This window comes from Paenibacillus sp. Lou8.1 (assembly GCF_024213565.1).
In the GTDB taxonomy this organism is placed as follows: domain Bacteria; phylum Bacillota; class Bacilli; order Paenibacillales; family Paenibacillaceae; genus Paenibacillus; species Paenibacillus polymyxa_B.
Genome location: NZ_JANAVN010000029.1, coordinates 1 through 19,556 on the forward strand (window position 1 = coordinate 1; position 19,556 = coordinate 19,556).

Sequence of the window (19,556 nt, forward strand, 5' to 3'; positions counted from 1 at the left end):
GCATGGAACCGCGGAATACAGGAAGGCGAGCTGTATCATCTGGACGTGCTGGACTTTAGGGATTTGACGGATGAAGCTATGCTCAGCGCGGCAATTGAGGCGAAAGCCAGTGAAATCCAAAGCAGTATCCAACTGCATGAAGGGCCGTTGTTGAAGGCGGGCTTGTTCCACTGTGCAGATGGAGATCATCTCCTGATGGCGATTCACCATTTGGTCGTGGACGGGGTATCCTGGCGTATCTTGTTTGAGGATTTGGCTACTGCCTATGAACAGGCTGTTCATCAGGAAGTGCTTCAGCTGCCGGACAAAACGGATTCCTTCCGTTCCTGGTCACAAAAACTTTCCACCTATGCCAATAGCACAGCTATGGAAAGTGAATACGCCTACTGGGAGCAATGGAACGCAGCGGCTTTGTCTGACCAAGTACGTTTACCTGAGGATCAAGCGCAGGCTGAGCCCTTTACCTTGGCTGACACGGATACAGTGGCCTTCCAACTCACGGAAAAAGAGACAGAGAGACTACTGAAACAAGCACACCGCGCATATAACACGGAAGTGAACGATCTGCTTCTGACGGCTTTGGGCATGATGCTGTACACGTGGACGGGTCATGAACGCAGTCTGATTAATTTAGAGGGACACGGGCGTGAGAACATTTTGCCGGATACAGACATTTCTCGTACGGTAGGCTGGTTTACGAGTCCATATCCGGTATTGCTGGACGTTGGTTGTGATCCCGCTTTGTCAGAACGCATCAAACAGGTCAAAGAGAGCCTGCGCCTTATTCCGAATAAAGGAATGGGCTACGGAATCTGGAGATATTTGAGTGAATCCGGCCAAGCCGTTGGTCAGCAAGCCAATACACTGAACCCTGGTCAACAGCAAGCTTTTGCCGAGCCACAAGTAAGCTTTAACTATCTCGGACAGCTGGATCAGGACTTACAAAACAGCGATATGCGTAGGTCTCCTTACTCAATTGGATCGGTCGTTAGTGACCGGACGAAGATGAAATATGCTCTCGATGTGAGCGGGATCGTAACGAACGGCATCCTGGAACTGGACATTCGGTATAACGGCAAAGCCTTCCGTAAGGACACCGTCCACATGCTAGCCAATCTGCTGAAATCCAATCTGCTTGAAATGATCGAGCATTGTGTCACACGGGAGCGGACTGAATTGACTCCAAGTGATGTATTGCTAAAAGGTCTGACCCTGGAGCAATTAGATACGATTATCGAGCAGACCAAGACGGTTGGGGAATTGGAAAATGTGTATCCCTTGACCCCTATGCAAAAGGGTATGCTGTTCCATAGTTTGATGAATGCAGAAACAGGCGTGTATTTTGAACAGGCGACCTTTGATCTAGAGGGCCACTTTGAACCATCCCTATTCGAGGAAAGTTTGAAGCTGCTGGTTAGCCGGCATGCTATATTACGGACGAATTTCTACAGCGGCTGGTATGGTCAACCGTTGCAGATTGTCTATCGTCATAAAAATCCGAGCTTCCGTTATGAGGATGTCAGAGGGCGTGAACACGCTGTAGCTGAATTTGTGGCTCAGGATAAAGCTCGAGGCTTTAATCTAAGCAAGGATGCGCTCATGCGCGTAGCCGTCTTCCGCACGGGTGAAAGCTCATACCGTTTTGTATGGAGCTTCCATCATATTGTGATGGACGGATGGTGCCTGTCCCTGATGACGGACGAAGTATTTGGTGCATATGTTGCCCTGCTGGAGCACAAGCAGCCAGAGCTGGCACCTGTCAAGCCGTATAGTGATTATATCGAATGGTTGGAACATCAGGATGCACAGGAAGCGACCCGTTATTGGAGTGACTATTTGGCAGGTTTTGAGCAGCAAACCTTGTTGCCTGGTGAGAACGCACAAGCTTCTGTCGTCGCACGGGATGAAGAATCAGACGGAAGCGATGAAAGTTCAAATGCCGGCTATGTTTCGGAAAAGCTGCCCTTTAGGTTGGGTAAAGAACGGACTGCGGCATTAAACCAAATGGCCAAGCAACAACATGTCACGATTAACACACTGCTGCAAAGTGTGTGGGGCGTTATTTTACAGCAATACAATAATAATCAGAATGTTGTGTTTGGTGGTGTGGTATCCGGTCGTCCGGCAGACCTTCCAGGCGTGGAGAACATGATCGGTTTGTTTATCAACACGATTCCAGTACGCATTGGCAGTGCACCGGATGCTACATTTGCTGAAGTATTGCAGCGCACCCAGGAACAGGCTTTGGCCTCCAGTGTCTATGATACGTTCCCGCTATACGATATTCAGGCACTGACTGAACAAAAACAAGACCTGATTCATCACATTATGGTCTTTGAAAACTACCCGATCGGGCAACAGATGAAGCAGATGGGCGGTTCCGGCGAGACAAAGGCACAAACAGGCTTCTCGATTGCCAATGTGGCACTTGCCGAGCAAACCAACTACGATTTTAACCTGATTGTCGTGCCTGATGAGGATATCTCTATCCTGCTTGAATACAATGCGCTCGTGTATAGCCGGTCTGCCATGCAGCGTATCCAGGGCCATATCGACCATGTCATCGGACAAATTGTGGACAATCCGCATATCCGAGTGAATGAGTTGGAATTGGTGACACCGGAAGAACAGGCACAGCTCGTTCAGGTCTGGGGGGATACGGCGGCAGCCTATCCGCAGGATCAAACGCTAAGTGCACTGTTCGAGCAGCAGGCAGCGAAAACACCGGATCAGGTGGCAGTGTTGTGCGGAGCGGAGTCGTTGACCTACGTGGAGTTGAATGAGCGCGCGAACCGTTTGGCTCGAACGCTGCGTGCCGCAGGTGTTGAACCGGATCAGCCTGTAGGCATTTTGGTCCACCGTTCGCTGGACATGATCGTAGGCATTTATGCGATCCTCAAAGCAGGCGGAGCTTATGTACCCATCGATCCAGAATATCCGGCGGATCGTATCCGCTTTATGCTGGAGGACTCGGGCGCGAAGCTGGTACTGACGCAGTCGCATCTGGCAGAGCAAGCATCGCTGAGTTTCAACGGCCAGGTGCTGGTGTTGGATCGCGAGGACATTTACCACAAAGACGGTTCGAATCTGGAGCCACTGGCTGGACCACACCATGTAGCCTATGTCATCTATACCTCCGGCTCCACGGGGAAACCGAAGGGCGTGATGGTGGAGCACCATTCCGTGCTGAACCGGATTTTGTGGATGCATGATCGATACGGCTTGAGTGCGGGAGATACGATCCTGCAAAAGACGGCCTTCACGTTCGACGTGTCGGTGTGGGAGCTGTTCTGGTGGTCGCTGGTCGGCTCGAAGGTGAGCTTGCTGTCGGTAGGCGGGGAAAAGAACCCGGAAGACATCGTCGACACGATTGCCCGCGATGGCGTGAGCACAATGCACTTTGTTCCCGCCATGCTGCATGCGTTCCTGGAGTACGTGGAGCAGCAGCCACGGGAAGTGATGCAAACGAAGCTGGCAACGTTGCGGCATGTGTTTGCCAGTGGTGAAGCATTGCCGCCACAGCATGTGGCCCGATTCCAACGGCTTGTGTCGAACCTGACTGGAGCGAAGCTGATCAACCTGTACGGCCCAACCGAAGCGACGGTGGACGTATCGTACTTCGATTGCGAGCCGGATGAGGAATATGGAGTTATTCCGATCGGAAAACCGATTCAAAATATTCGTCTGTACATCATGAAGGAAGGCACGGAGCAATTGCAGCCGATTGGGGTTGCGGGTGAGCTGTGCATCGGTGGTGTCGGCGTAGCCCGCGGCTATCTGAACCGTCCAGAGCTGACGGCCGAGAAATTCGTAGCCGACCCGTTTGCCGGCGGGGAAGCCGGCTATGAACGGATGTACCGCACAGGCGATTTGGCGAGATGGATGCCGGACGGCAACATTGAATATCTGGGCCGGATCGACCATCAGGTGAAAATCCGGGGGTACCGGATTGAGCTGGGCGAGGTCGAATCGCAGCTGCTCCAAGTGGAATCGGTACGCGAAGCGGTCGTCGTGGCTCGTGCAGACGAAACGGGACAAAAACAAATGGTGGCCTACTATGTCGCCGGACAAGAAATGGGTGCCAGTGAGCTGAGAAGTGAGCTGGGCCGGGAGCTGCCAAGCTACATGGTGCCGTCGTACTTTGTACAGCTGGAGCAGATGCCGCTGAGTCCAAATGGCAAAATTGACCGCAAGGCCCTACCAGCACCAGAAGGCAGCCTACAAACCGGAACGGATTATGCAGAGCCGCGTACTGCTCAAGAACGCGCTCTAGTAGCGGTCTGGCAGTCGGTACTGGGACTGCAGACTGTCGGTATTTTGGACAATTTCTTCGATCTGGGTGGCGATTCGATCAAGGCGATCCAAATCGCATCCCGTGCGTTTCAGGCTGGCTATAAGCTGGACATGAAGGATTTGTTCCAGTATCCAACGGTTGCAACACTGGCACCGCATATGCATGAGGTCAGTCGTATGGCAGATCAAGGAGAAGTAAGTGGGGAAACCGCTTTGCTTCCAATCCAGCATTGGTTCTTTGCGCAGGAGCGCGAGCGTCCGCAGCACTTTAATCAGGCAGTTATGCTCTATCGTACCGAGGGCTTTAATGAGATAGCGGTTCGTCAGGTGATGGATCACATCGTGAAGCATCATGATGCGCTTCGTACGGTTTTCCGTCAGGCTTCATCTGGTTACGATGCTTGGACACGCGGTGTAGATGAAGGCGCGTTGTATACGCTGGAAACCGTGGACTACCGTGAACAGGAAACCTATGCGGAAGCGCTGGAAGCGAAGGCAACCGAAATTCAAAGCAGCATCCACCTGTCCGAAGGACCTCTGGTGAAGCTGGGATTGTTCCGCACAGCCGAGGGCGATCATTTGCTCATAGCCATTCACCATTTGGTGGTGGACGGGGTATCGTGGCGAATTCTGTTTGAAGATTTCTCGACAGGTTACGAGCAGGCGATCAAGGGCGAGCCTGTACGATTGCCCTATAAAACAGATTCCTTCCAAACATGGGCACGGGAGTTGTCGTCTTACGCCAACCGTCCAGAGGCTGCATCGGATGAAGCCTACTGGCAGCAGCTGGAACAGGCCAAAGCGAAAGCGGCAGCGCTGCCTAAGGATTTCGCCTACGAGGGCTCCTTGAATGCAGACAGCGAAGTGTTGACGGTGGAGTGGACCGAGGCTGAAACGGAGCAACTGCTAAAGCAGGCCCATCGTGCCTATAACACCGAGGTCAATGATTTGCTGTTGACCGCGTTAGGATTGGCGATGCACAACTGGACAGGCGCCGGACAGGTGCTGGTGAATCTGGAGGGACATGGCCGGGAAGCAATCCTGCCAGAGGTGGATATTACACGTACAGTAGGCTGGTTTACGAGCTTGTATCCGGTGCTGCTGGAAATGGGCAAGGGAATGACACTGGCACAGCACATCAAAGAAACGAAGGAAGGTCTGCGCCGCATTCCGCATAAAGGGCTGACCTATGGCACATGGCGCTACTTATCTCCTGCGTCTGCATCAGGTGAAGCGCATGCGATTGCAGCAGAACCGGAAATCAGCTTTAACTACTTGGGACAGGTCGATCAGGATGTGCAAAACAGTGGAATCACATGGTCATCCTATAGCGCAGGGGAGACAGAGGATGCCCATTCACCGCTGCAATATACGCTGGATTTGAACGCAATGATCTCGGAAGGCACGCTGCGCTTGACGATCGCTTACAGCCGTAAGCAGTATCGCCAAGAAACGCTGGAACGTGTGGCGAGACTGCTGCAATCCGCTTTGCAAGAGGTGATTACGCATTGTGTCGCTCAGGAACAGCCGGAGCTGACGCCGAGTGATGTGTCCTTCAAAGGTCTGACGACTAGAGAACTGGAACAAATTGCGGAACAGGCGGCACATACCGGTGAGCTGGAAAATGTATACGCACTGACGCCGATGCAAAAGGGCATGCTCTTTTACAATCTGATGGATTCGCAATCAGGAGCTTACTTTGAACAGGCCTCCTTTGATCTGCAAGGACATTTTAATGTCGATGCGTTTGCGGCAAGTTTGGATGTATTGGTGCAGCGGCATACGGTACTACGCACGAACTTCTACAGCGGCTGGAAAGATGAACCGCTGCAGGTCGTGTATCGGAATAAGCGCAGTGAATTATATGTTGAAGACCTGCGGGATATGGAGCAAGAGCGGCAAAACGAATACATCTTCGAATATACGCGCAAAGACAAGCAAAGAGGCTTTGATCTGGCGCAAGATGCTTTGATGCGTGTGGCTGTTTTGCGCAGAGGTGAGGATGCGTACCGTTTTGTATGGAGCTTCCATCATATCGTCATGGACGGCTGGTGCTTGTCGCTGGTGACAGGCGAAGTGTTTGCGAGTTATTTTGCGATACTGGCTCATAAGCAGCCTGAATTGGCCCCTGTAACGCCGTACAGTCAATATATCGAATGGCTGCAGCAGCAGGATCGTCAGGCCGCATCAGGTTACTGGAGCAAGGTTCTGGAAGGATATGAGGAACAGTCCCGCCTGCCACAGGCTAAAATTCAGGGCAAAACGGAATATCAGGCGGAGCGTCTGGATTTTGACTTGGGCGCGGATCTAACGGCAGGCATTCAGCGTGTAGCCAAGCGTTATCAGGTAACGATCAATACGTTGATGCAGACCGTTTGGGGCCTTTTGCTGCAAAAATATAATGGTACAGATGATGTGGTGTTTGGCAGCGTGGTATCTGGACGTCCGGCAGACATTCCGAATGTGGAGCACATCATTGGTTTGTTTATCAATACCATTCCTGTGCGTATCCGCAGTCAAGTGGACAGCTTATTCTCAGACGTGATGAAGCAAACCCAAGAGCAATCGATTGCTTCCCATGCCTATGATACGTACCCGTTGTATGAAATTCAGGGGCTGTCGGAGCTTAAGCAGGATTTGATCAATCATATTCTTATTTTTGAGAACTATCCGGTAGAGGAACAATTGGAGCAATTAGGCAACGGTGATGAGTCCAGCTTCAGCATCACCGGAGCCGAGTCTGTCGAGCAGACCAACTATGACTTTAACCTGGTGGTACTGCCAGGGAACACCATTCATATGAGTTTTGGGTATAATGCACTGGCCTTTGAACGGGAAAGTGTAGAGCAAATTCGAGGTCATCTGGTACAGCTGCTGGAACAGGTGACAGCGAAGCCGGACATTCGGGTGCATGAACTGGATATGGTTACGGTGCAGGAGCGTAAGCAGATCGTTGAGGTCTGGGGCAATACAGCGGCAGTCTATCCAAGTAAGCAAACGATTCACGGCTTGTTCGAAATGCAAACTGCGCGGACGCCGGAGCAGACAGCATTGTTCTTCGAAGGAGAGCAATTAACCTATCGCGAGCTGAATGCACGCGCCAATCGTTTGGCTCGTACCTTGCGTAGTCAAGGCGTGACGAAAGATCGTCTGGTGGGTCTGATGACTGAGCGTTCGGTGGACATGATCGTAGGTATCTTCGGGATTTTAAAAGCCGGGGGTGCATATGTCCCCATCGATCCGACCTATCCAGAGGAGCGTATCCGCTACATGCTGGACGACTCGGGTGCGAAGCTGCTGTTGACGCAAAGCCATCTGGTGGACAAAGCAGCTATCGACGGTCACGTGCTGGTGTTGGATGGGGAGCAAACGGTGTACCACGAGGATGGTTCCAATCTGGAGCCGTGGTCCGGTCCGAACGATCTAGCCTATGTGATTTATACGTCAGGGACCACAGGGCAGCCGAAGGGCGTGATGCTGGAGCATCACGGGCTGTGCAATCTGAAAACATATTTTGATCAGACGCTCAAGATCCGTACGTCGGATCATGCGTTGCTGTTCGCCAGCTATTCGTTTGATGCGGCTTGCTGGGAAATCTTCCAGGCACTGTTCTGTGGAGCCACACTGTATGTACCAACGTCAGAGACGATTTTGAACTACGAGCGGTTTGAGCAATATATGGCGGATCATCAGATCACCGTAGCAGCTTTGCCGCCGACCTATGCGGTGTATCTGGAGCCAGAACGGATGCCAAACCTGCGTATTTTGTTTACGGCGGGTTCAGCATCTTCAACCGAGCTGGTGTACAAGTGGAAGGATCAGGTGGCGTACTACAACGGCTACGGTCCCACCGAAAACTCGGTGGCGACGTCGATCTGGTCCGTATCCGAGGATGAGAGAGCTGGACAACTGATTTCCATCGGACGCCCTGTGCCGAATCATCGGGTATACATGGTGGATGTGCATGGACATTTGGCTCCGGTAGGCGTAGCGGGTGAACTGTGCGTGTCCGGTCCGGGTCTGGCTCGGGGTTATCTAGATCGTCCAGAGCTGACGGCTGAGAAATTTGTAATTAACCCGTTTGCGGCTGGGGAAGCCGGCTATGAACGAATGTACCGTACGGGTGACTTGGCGAGATGGATGCCAGACGGCAACATCGAATATTTGGGCCGGATCGACCATCAGGTGAAAATCCGGGGCTACCGGATCGAGCTGGGCGAGGTCGAGGCACAAATTTTGAAAGTGGAGGATGTACAAGAGGTCATCGTACTGGCCCAGGCGGACGAGCAGGGGCAAAACCAACTGGTGGCGTACTATGTTGCTGAACGGGAAGTAAGCGCTGGTGAGCTGCGCAGCTTACTGGGTGAGGAGCTACCAAACTACATGGTGCCTTCGTATTTCATCCAGCTGGAGCAGATGCCACTGACACCGAACGATAAAATCGACCGTAAGGCCCTGCCGGCACCAGAAGGCAGTCTGCAAAGCGGAGCGGATTATGTAGAGCCGCGCACAGCGCTGGAGCAGACGTTAGTGTCCATTTGGCAGGCTGTATTAGGAGCGAAGAGAGTCGGAATTCTGGATAATTTCTTCGATCTGGGCGGCGATTCGATCAAAGCGATCCAGGTATCCTCCCGTTTGCTGCAAGCGGGCTACAAGCTGGACATGAAGGATTTGTTCCAATCTCCTTCCATCTCGCTGCTGAGCGGTCATGTTCATAAGGTCAGCCGCACAGCCGATCAGCGGGTGGTTTCGGGGGCAGTTAGATTGACCCCGATTCAGCAATGGTTCTTTGGACAATCCTCAGCAGAGCCACATTATTTCAACCAATCGGTGATGCTGTATAGGGCGCAAGGCTTCGATGAAGCCGCATTGCGTGAAACGATGACCAAGGTAACTGAGCATCATGATGCGCTACGTATGATCTTCCGTCAGACCGAACAGGGCTATGAAGCGTGGAATCGTGGTTTAAACGAAGGCGAGCTGTATCGTCTGGACGTTGTTGATCTGACGGATGTGCAAAACATTACAGATGTTGCAGCAGCCATTGAAATGAAAGCCAATGCCATCCAAAGTTCCATTCGTCTGGACGAAGGACCGCTGGTGAAGCTGGGACTTTTCCGCTGCATGGATGGGGATCATTTACTGATTGCGATTCACCATTTGGTGGTGGACGGGATTTCGTGGCGAATTGTGTTTGAGGATTTTGCCACGGGATATGAGCAGGCCGTGCGGGGAGAAGCGATTCGCCTGCCTTATAAAACGGACGCTTTCTCTGCTTGGGCAGAGCGGTTGTCTCAATATGCGAATAGTCCGGCGATCGAAAATGAACGCGAATATTGGCAGCGTCTTGCCCAAATAGAAATTGCATCGTTGCCTAAGGATCAAGAAAGAGCGGAAGGGCAGCATTTTCTGATCAGAGACAGTGAGACTGTGACTGTGGCTTGGAGCGAGCAGGAAACACGGATGTTGCTTCAAGAAGTACACCGTGCGTACCACACCGAGGTCAATGATCTGCTGTTAACCGCACTCGGCACAGCGGTATATAACTGGAGCGGTCAGGAGCGTGTGCTGGTCAATCTGGAGGGACATGGCCGGGAAGCCATTGTTCCAGATATCGACATCACCCGTACCGTGGGCTGGTTTACGAGCCAATATCCGGTGCTGCTGGATGTGGACGGAAAGGCAGCAGTCGGACAGCGAATCAAGCGGGTGAAGGAAGACCTGCGTCATGTACCGCATAAGGGCATTGGCTACGGCATTTTGAAATATATGTCTCAGCATGATGCCCATCCTTCCTGGACCTTGCAGCCTGAAATTAGCTTTAACTATTTAGGACAATTTGATCAGGACTTGGAAAATGGGGATATCACGCTGTCTTCACATCCAGGTGGAGAGCCGATGAGTGACCATACCGTTCTGGAGCATCCGCTGAATGTGAACGGAATGATTACAGCGGGCGCGCTGACACTGGACATTCGCTATGACAGTAAGGTATATCATCAGCAAAATGTAGAAAAATTTGCGCAGTTGCTGCAGGAAAGCTTGCAGGAAGTGATCGTTCATTGTGCCTCCAAAGAGCGGAGTGAGCTAACACCAAGTGATGTATTGTTCAAAGGCTTGACACTGGAGCAACTGGAACAATTGACAGAGCAAACAGCTTCTGTGGGTGAGCTGGAAAATGTGTATGCTCTCTCGCCTATGCAGAAGGGGATGCTGTTCCATAGCTTGATGGAGCCGGAGTCAGGCGCCTACTTCCAGCAAGCCTCGTTTGATCAAAAAGGAAGCTTTGATGTAGCTGTTTTCCGCAAGAGTCTGGATGTACTGACACAGCGTCATGAAGCGCTGCGAACGAATTTCCATGTGTTTGAGACAGGGCACAGTCAGGAGCCATTGCAGATCGTGTTCCGTCACAAAGATAGCGACCTTTCCTTCCAGGATATACGGGAAATGCAGGAAGCGGAGCAACAGGCGTATATCCGGGCGTTTAAGCAAGAGGACCAGGCTAGAGGCTTTAATCTTGGTACGGATGCCCTCATGCGCGTACAGGTATTGCAGACCCATGAAGAAACGTATCACTTGGTATGGAGCTTCCATCATATTGTTATGGATGGCTGGTGCTTATCGCTCGTTACGGGTGAAGTGTTTGGTACGTACTTTGCGCTGCTGGAGCAGAAGCAGCCGGAGCTTGCTCCTATCACACCATATGGCCAATATATCGAATGGCTGGGGCGTCAGGATGAGCGTGCAGCAAAAGAATATTGGAGCAGCTATTTGGCCGGCTTTGAACAGCAGACGTTGTTACCTGGATCGGATACTTTATCGAAAGACCAAGCGGCAGATAGCAGGGATCATACGGTATCCACTACAGCAAGTGAAACCAGCGAGTATATTTCTGAAAAAATAACGGTAGATCTGGATCCAACGTGGAGCGAAGCCATACACCGGATTGCGAAGCAGCAGCAGGTCACGATTAATACGCTGATGCAGAGCGTGTGGGGCCTTATTTTGCAGAAATATAACAATAATGAGGATGTTATTTTCGGTAGTGTCGTATCTGGACGTCCAACGGATATTGCCGGCGTAGAGCATATGATCGGTTTGTTCATTAATACGATCCCGGTGCGGATTCAAAGTGAACGGAATGCCACTTTTGTGGAAGTGATGCGGAAAACGCAGGAACAGGCACTGGCCTCGGGAGCCTATGACAGCTTCCCGCTGTATGAAATTCAGGCGCTGACGGAGCAGAAGCAGAACCTGATTAACCACATTATGGTATTTGAGAATTATCCGGTAGAGGAGCAAGTTGAGCAGCTGGGTGAAGTTCGTCCGTCCGCTTTTGAAATTACGAATGTAGAGGTTGTTGAACAAACGAATTATGATCTGGACTTGATTGTGATGCCAGATAAAACCTTCCGCATCATGTTCAGATACAACGCCAATGTATACGATCGGGCTACCGTGGAGCGTATGCAAGGACATGTACTGCATGTCCTCGAGCAAATCGTGAATAATCCGCATATCCGTGTGAATGAGCTGGAATTGGTAACACCGGAAGAACAGGTACAGATCGTTCAGGTCTGGGGGGATACGGCCGCAGCTTATCCGCAGGATCAGACGTTAAGTGCATTGTTTGAGCAGCAGGCCACGAATACACCGGATCAGGTGGCAGTATTGTACGGATCGGAATCGTTGACCTACGCGGAGTTGAATGAGAGAGCGAACCGTTTGGCCCGGACGCTGCGTGCGGAAGGTGTTCAGCCGGATCAGCCGGTAGGCATACTGGTTCACCGTTCGCTGGACATGATCGTCGGCATTTATGCGATCCTCAAAGCAGGCGGAGCCTACGTACCCATCGATCCAGAATATCCGGCGGACCGTATCCGCTTTATGCTAGAGGACTCGGGAGCGAAGCTGGTGCTGACGCAATCGCATTTGGCTGAGCAAGCAACGCTGAGTTTCGGCGGCCAAGTGCTGGTGCTGGATCGTCATGCGCAGGATGACCAAGACATTTACCACAAAGACGGCTCGAATCTAGAGCCACTGGCCGGACCACACCATGTAGCCTATGTCATCTACACCTCCGGCTCCACGGGAAAACCGAAGGGCGTGATGGTGGAGCACCATTCCGTGCTGAACCGGATTTTGTGGATGCATGATCGGTACGGCTTGAGTGCGGAAGATACGATCCTGCAAAAGACCGCCTTCACGTTCGACGTGTCGGTGTGGGAGCTGTTCTGGTGGTCGCTGGTCGGCTCAAAGGTGAGTCTGCTGTCCGTGGGCGGGGAGAAGAACCCGGAAGACATCGTCGACACGATTGCCCGCGATGGCGTGAGCACGATGCACTTTGTTCCCGCCATGCTGCATGCGTTCCTGGAGTACGTGGAGCAGCAGCCACAGGAAGTGATGCAAGCGAAGCTGGCAACGTTGCGTCACGTGTTTGCCAGCGGCGAAGCGTTGCCGCCACAGCATGTCGCGCGATTCCAACGGCTTGTATCGAGCCTGGCCGGAGCGAAGCTGGTCAATCTCTACGGCCCGACCGAAGCGACGGTGGACGTATCGTACTTCGATTGTGAACCGGATGAGGAATATGCGGTCATTCCAATCGGAAAACCGATCCAAAATATCCGTCTGTACATCGTGAAGGAAGGTACGGAGCAATTGCAGCCGATTGGGGTTGCGGGTGAACTGTGCATCGGCGGTGTAGGTGTAGCCCGCGGCTATCTGAACCGTCCAGAGCTGACGGCGGAGAAATTCGTAGCCGATCCGTTTGCCGGCGGGGAAGCAGGCTATGAGCGGATGTACCGTACAGGTGATTTGGCGAGATGGATGGCAGACGGCAACATTGAATATTTGGGCCGGATCGACCATCAGGTGAAAATCCGGGGGTACCGGATTGAGCTGGGCGAGGTCGAATCGCAGCTGCTCCAAGTGGAATCGGTACGCGAAGCCGTGGTCACGGCGCGTGCGGATGAGACGGGCCAAAAACAAATGGTGGCGTACTATGTCGCCGGGCAAGAGATGGGTGCCAGTGAGCTGAGAAGTGAGCTGGGCCGAGAACTGCCAAGCTACATGGTGCCATCGTACTTTGTACAGCTGGAGCAGATGCCACTGAGTCCAAATGGCAAAATTGACCGCAAAGCCCTGCCAGCACCGGAAGGCAGCCTGCAAACCGGAGCGGATTATGTCGCACCACGGACGTGGGTGGAAGTGAAGCTGGCACACATTTGGCAGGATGTGCTGGGTCTCACGCAGGTCGGCGTGAAGGAAAACTTCTTCGAGATTGGCGGACATTCGCTGCGGGCGACGACACTGGCCTCGAAGATTCACAAGGAGCTGAACAAGCCGCTTCCACTACGCAGTATTTTTGAAGCACCAACGATTGAGCAACTGGCAACGGTGTTAGAAAGTCTGGATCAAGTAACCTATGCGTCCATTCCAGTAACGGAAGAACGCAGCTTCTACCCGTTATCTTCGGCGCAAAAACGACTGTATGTGCTGCATCAGTTTGATCCAAGTGATGTGAATTACAACATGCCGTCGGTGCTGCAAGTGAGTGGTCCGCTGGACGTAAAACGAGTAGAAGACGTGTTCCGTCAACTGATCGCCCGCCATGCAATCTTGCGTACCCGCTTTGAGCTGGTGGACAATGAGCCGATGCAATGGGTTGAGGACACCGTGCCGTTCGAGGTGGAATATACGAAGGTACAAGCAGAGGGTGCGACTACGGATACAAATCAGGACACATCTACAGATTTGGATACAGCTACGGACACGACGGTCAGCCAGGAAGCACAAGAACGGGTACGGCAGTTTGTGCGTCCGTTCGATCTGAAAGCTGCACCGCTGCTGCGGGTGGGCTTGGTGGATCTGGGCGCACAAGGAGCAGAGCAGGAATCCCAGCATTTACTCATGCTCGACATGCATCATATCGTTTCGGATGGTGTGTCGATGGAGGTACTGACCGATGAATTTGTCCGCTTGTATGGCGGTGAAGAGCTACCGGCATTGCGGATTCAGTACAAGGATTATGCGGTATGGCAGCAAAGCGAAGCCCATCAGGAGTGGATGCAGCGTCAGGAAGCGTACTGGCTGGGTACCTTCCGGGGCGGCGTGCCTGTGCTGGATCTGGCAACCGACTTTGCCCGTCCGGCGGTGCAGAGTACGGCAGGGGATACGATCGAATTCGGACTGGAGCGTGAAGTTAGCGAACGCCTGAAAGAACTGGCGGGACAAACAGGCGCAACCTTGTATATGGTGCTGCTGGCGGCGTACACTACGCTCTTGCATAAATACACAGGCCAAGAAGATATCGTAGTCGGCACGCCGATTGCTGGAAGACCGCATGCGGAACTGGAGAGTCTGGTAGGTGTCTTCATCAACACGCTGGCAATCCGCAATTATCCGTCTAGCGACCAATCGTTCCTGGATTATCTGCAAGAGGTGAAGGAGCATGCGCTCAGTGCTTATGAGCATCAGGACTATCCTTTTGAAGAGTTGGTTGAAAAGCTGAATTTGACGCGGGATACGAGTCGAAATGCGCTGTTTGACACGATGTTTGAGTTGAAAACATTGGAGCAGCAGGAGTTGCAGCTAGAAGGTCTGACCCTGAATTCGTATCCGCTGGAAAATCATACGGCCAAATTTGATCTGAGCTTGGATGCAATAGAGCAGCCAGAAGGCATTCTGTGCCGTCTGGAATACAGCACGGCGCTATATAAGCCTGAGACGATTGCGCGATTGGCGCAGCATTTTACCGAACTCGTACGTGCAATTACACTGCATCCACAACAGCCACTGGCAGCTTTGGATATGGTACCTGCCGAGGAAAAAGCACAAATCATTCATGGATTTGGAGATGTGGGGGTATCGGATGTTGCTGCTGAAGCAGGAGCCTTATTCCATACCTTTGTGGAAGAACAGGCGCAGCTTGTACCGGATCACGTGGCGGTGGTGTACGAGGAGCAGCAGCTTACGTACCGGAAACTGAACGAGCGTGCGAACCAATTGGCGCGGAGATTGCGAAATGAAGGTATCGGACGCGAATCGATTGTCGGCATTTTGAGCGAACGCTCGGTGGATATGCTGGTCGGCGTATTGGCGGTGTGGAAAGCTGGAGGCGCCTATGTGCCGCTGGATGCAGACTATCCGTCCGAACGTATTCGTTTCATGCTGGAGGACAGTGGTGCGAGGGTACTGTTGACCCAAACGGGCTTGCAGGAGCGTGCACTGGGTTGGCTGAATGAAAGCCAATGGGCTCTGGGCGAAGGTAAGAATGAGAGTGAGCTGGAGACGGCGGTTAGCGCTGAAACGATGGAAAGAGACCGCCTTAGTGAAGGCGTAAGCTTGAAATCAGATTCGAAGTCTGACAGCGAAGCAGCATCCGAACCGGCAACAGTGCTGCGTCTGCATACCGTGCTGGCGCTGGACGATGAGTCGCTGTACATCGGAGACACCACCGATATCAAGCCTATTAACGAACCGCAGGATCTGGCGTATGTGATCTACACCTCCGGGACAACAGGACGTCCGAAGGGTGTCATGATCGAACATCACAGCTTGGTGAATACGGCTGCGGCGTATCGCCGAGATTACCGTCTGAGCGAGTTCCCGGTACGACTGCTGCAGCTGGCGAGCTTCTCCTTCGACGTGTTCGTCGGGGATATCGCGCGGACGCTCTATAACGGCGGCACGATGGTCATTTGTCCGAAAGATGACCGGATTGATTTTAGCCGTTTGTATGGCTGGATTCGCGATTACCAGATTACCGTATTCGAATCGACCCCGGCCCTGATCGTACCGTTTATGCAGTATGTGTATGAACAGGGGCTGGACATGAGCAGTCTGGAACTGCTGATTACCAGCTCGGATAGCTGCAGTGTGACGGATTACCGGGTGCTGCAAGAACGATTTGGCGCGGATATCCGCATTATGAACAGTTACGGCGTCACGGAAGCGGCGATTGACTCCAGCTTCTACGACGAAGAATTGTCGAAGCTGCCAAGCAGCGGCAATGTGCCGATTGGTCAGGCGTGGCTGAACGCCCGCTTCTACATCGTGGACAGCCAGCTGAATCCGGTGCCGATCGGCGTACTGGGTGAGCTTTGCATTGGCGGTGCCGGGGTAGCACGAGGCTACTTGAATCGTGCGGACCTGACCGCCGAGAAATTCGTAGCGAACCCGTACATACCGGGTGAACGATTGTACCGCACAGGCGATTTGGCGCGGTGGATGCCAGATGGCAATGTGGACTTTATTGGCCGGATGGATGATCAGGTCAAAATCCGGGGCTTCCGGATTGAACTGGGCGAGGTGGAAGCACAGCTGCTGACCGTGGACGGCATTCAGAAAGCCATCGTCACCGCCTGGGAAAACGAAGATGGAGACAAGGATTTGTGTGCGTATGTCGTAGCCTCTGATGCGCTGAATTTGCCCGAGCTGCGCAACCTGCTGCAGCCCAAGCTGCCGGGTTATATGATCCCGACATATGTCGTACAACTGGATCAATTCCCGCTGACACCAAACGGGAAAATTGACCGCAAAGCGTTGCCTGCGCCGGAAGCGCGCCTCGAAGGAGGCACAGCATACGTGGCACCGCGGACACTGCTAGAAGAGCAGTTGGTACGTATTTGGCAAAGTGTTCTGAATCATCCGCAGATCGGTATTAAGGACCATTTCTTTGAAGTGGGAGGACATTCTCTGCGCGCGACAACTCTGATGGCGAAAATCCATCAGGAGCTGAATTACAAGCTGGCGCTGCGAGATATTTTCCAATATCCGACGATTGAGCAACTGGTACAGGTGATGGGAGAAGTTCAGACACAGCAAACGTATGTATCCATCCCTGTTGCGGAGGAACGTGCATATTATCCGGTTTCCTCGGCGCAAAAACGGATGTACGTGCTGAGTCACCTGGAAGGCGGAGAGGTTAGCTACAATATGCCAGGCGCTTTGATCATTAAAGGTTCCTTGGATAAAACGCGACTGGAGCAAGCCTTCCGCCAGCTGATTGCCCGTCATGAAGTCCTGCGAACTAGATTCGACATGGTGGATGGCGAGGTGATTCAACGGATTGAATCGGGCGTCGCATTCAACGTGGAGCATGTGCAGGCAAGCGAAGAAGAGACCCAGCAGTACGCACAGGACTTTGTACGTGCATTTGATCTCGCACAAGCACCATTGCTGCGGGTTCAGCTGGTGGAAACCGGACCGGAGCGTCACGTCATGCTCTATGACATGCACCATATTATTTCGGATGGCGTGACTGAAGGAATTATCGTGCAGGAGTTCTCTCAATTGTATGAAGGCAAGGAACTGCCGCCCCTGCGCATCCAGTACAAGGACTATGCGGTTTGGCAGCATGCCGATATGCAAAGTGAACGTCTTCGTGAGCAGGAAAGCTACTGGATGAACACGATGGCTGGTGACATTCCAGCACTGGATATGCCAACGGATTTTGCAAGACCAGCCGTACAGCGTCTAGAAGGAGCTCGATTGGAATTTGCGATCAGCCTGGAGGACAGCGAGCAGTTGAAACAGCTGGCCGCACAAACCGGCTCCACCTTGTACATGGTGTTGCTGGCCGCATATAGCACGCTCTTGCATAAATATTCGGGGCAGGAGGACATCATCGTCGGCACGCCGATTGCCGGAAGACCGCATGCGGAACTGGAGGGCTTGGTAGGCGTATTCCTCAACACGCTGGCGATCCGCAATTATCCGTCTGGCGACAAAACGTTCCTGGATTACTTGCAAGAGGTCAAAGAGCATGCGCTCAGTGCTTATGAACATCAGGAGTATCCTTTTGAAGAACTGGTTGAAAAGCTGAATTTAACGCGGGATACGAGCCGGAATGCGCTGTTTGACACGATGTTTGAGCTGAAAACATTTGAACAGCAGGAGTTCGAGCTGGAGGGTCTGACCTTTAAAACGTATCCGACGGACAATCATACGGCCAAATTTGATCTGACTTTGGATGCAGTGGAGCAGCCGGAAGGCATTCTGTGCAGTCTGGAATACAGCACGGCGCTGTACAAGCCTGAAACCATCGCGCGATTGGCACAGCATTTTACCGAACTTGTACGTGCAATTACCCTGCATCCGCAGCAGCCACTGGCAGCTTTGGATATGGTAACCGTCGAGGAAAAGGCACAAATCATCTACGGTTTTGGAGATGTGGGAGTATCGGATGTTGCTGCTGTTGAAGCAGGAGCCTTGTTCCATACCTATGTGGAAGAACAAGCGCAGCTTGTACCGGATCACGTGGCGGTGGTGTACGAGGAGCAGCAGCTTACGTACTGTAAACTGAACGAGCGTGCCAACCAATTGGCCCGTAGATTGCGAAATGAAGGCATTGGACGCGAGTCGATGGTCGGCATTTTGAGTGAACGTTCGGTAGACATGCTGGTCGGTGTATTGGCGGTATGGAAAGCTGGAGGCGCATATGTGCCGCTAGATGCAGACTATCCGTCCGAACGTATTCGTTTCATGCTGGAGGACAGTGGTGCGACGGTACTGTTGACCCAAATCGGCTTGCAGGAGCGTGCACAGGTATGGCTGGATGAAAGCAAAACTACATCCGAATCCGCAACGGGGATACGTCTGCATACCGTACTGGCGTTGGACGATGAGTCGTTGTACACCGGGGATACCACAGACGTCAATCACATCAATGAACCGCAGGATCTGGCGTATGTGATCTACACGTCCGGGACAACGGGACGTCCGAAGGGCGTCATGATTGAGCATCGCAGCTTGGTGAATACGGCTGCGGCCTATCGCCGGGATTACCGTCTGAACCAGTTCCCGGTACGGTTGCTGCAACTGGCGAGCTTCTCCTTCGACGTGTTCGTCGGGGATATCGCGCGAACGCTCTATAACGGTGGAACGATGGTCATCTGTCCGAAAGATGATCGCATTGACCCAAGCCGTCTGTACGGCTGGATTCGCGACTATCAGATTACGGTGTTCGAATCCACACCGGCTTTAATCGTACCGTTTATGCAGCATGTGTATGAACAGGGACTGGACATGAGCAGTCTGGAACTGCTGATTACCAGCTCGGATAGCTGCAGCGTGACAGACTACCGGGTGCTGCAAGAACGATTTGGCGCGGATATCCGCATTATGAACAGCTACGGCGTCACGGAAGCGGCGATTGACTCCAGCTTCTACGACGAAGAATTGTCAAAGCTGCCAAGCAGCGGCAATGTGCCGATTGGCCAGGCGTGGCTGAACGCCCGCTTCTACATTGTGGACAGCCAGCT

1 protein-coding gene is annotated in these 19,556 nt (G+C 52.7%); it reads left to right on the top strand.

The features are described 5' to 3' along the window. On the top strand, nucleotides 1-19,556 hold a 19,556-nt coding region (locus tag NLX78_RS26025), incomplete at both ends, for a non-ribosomal peptide synthase/polyketide synthase (RefSeq protein WP_254351884.1).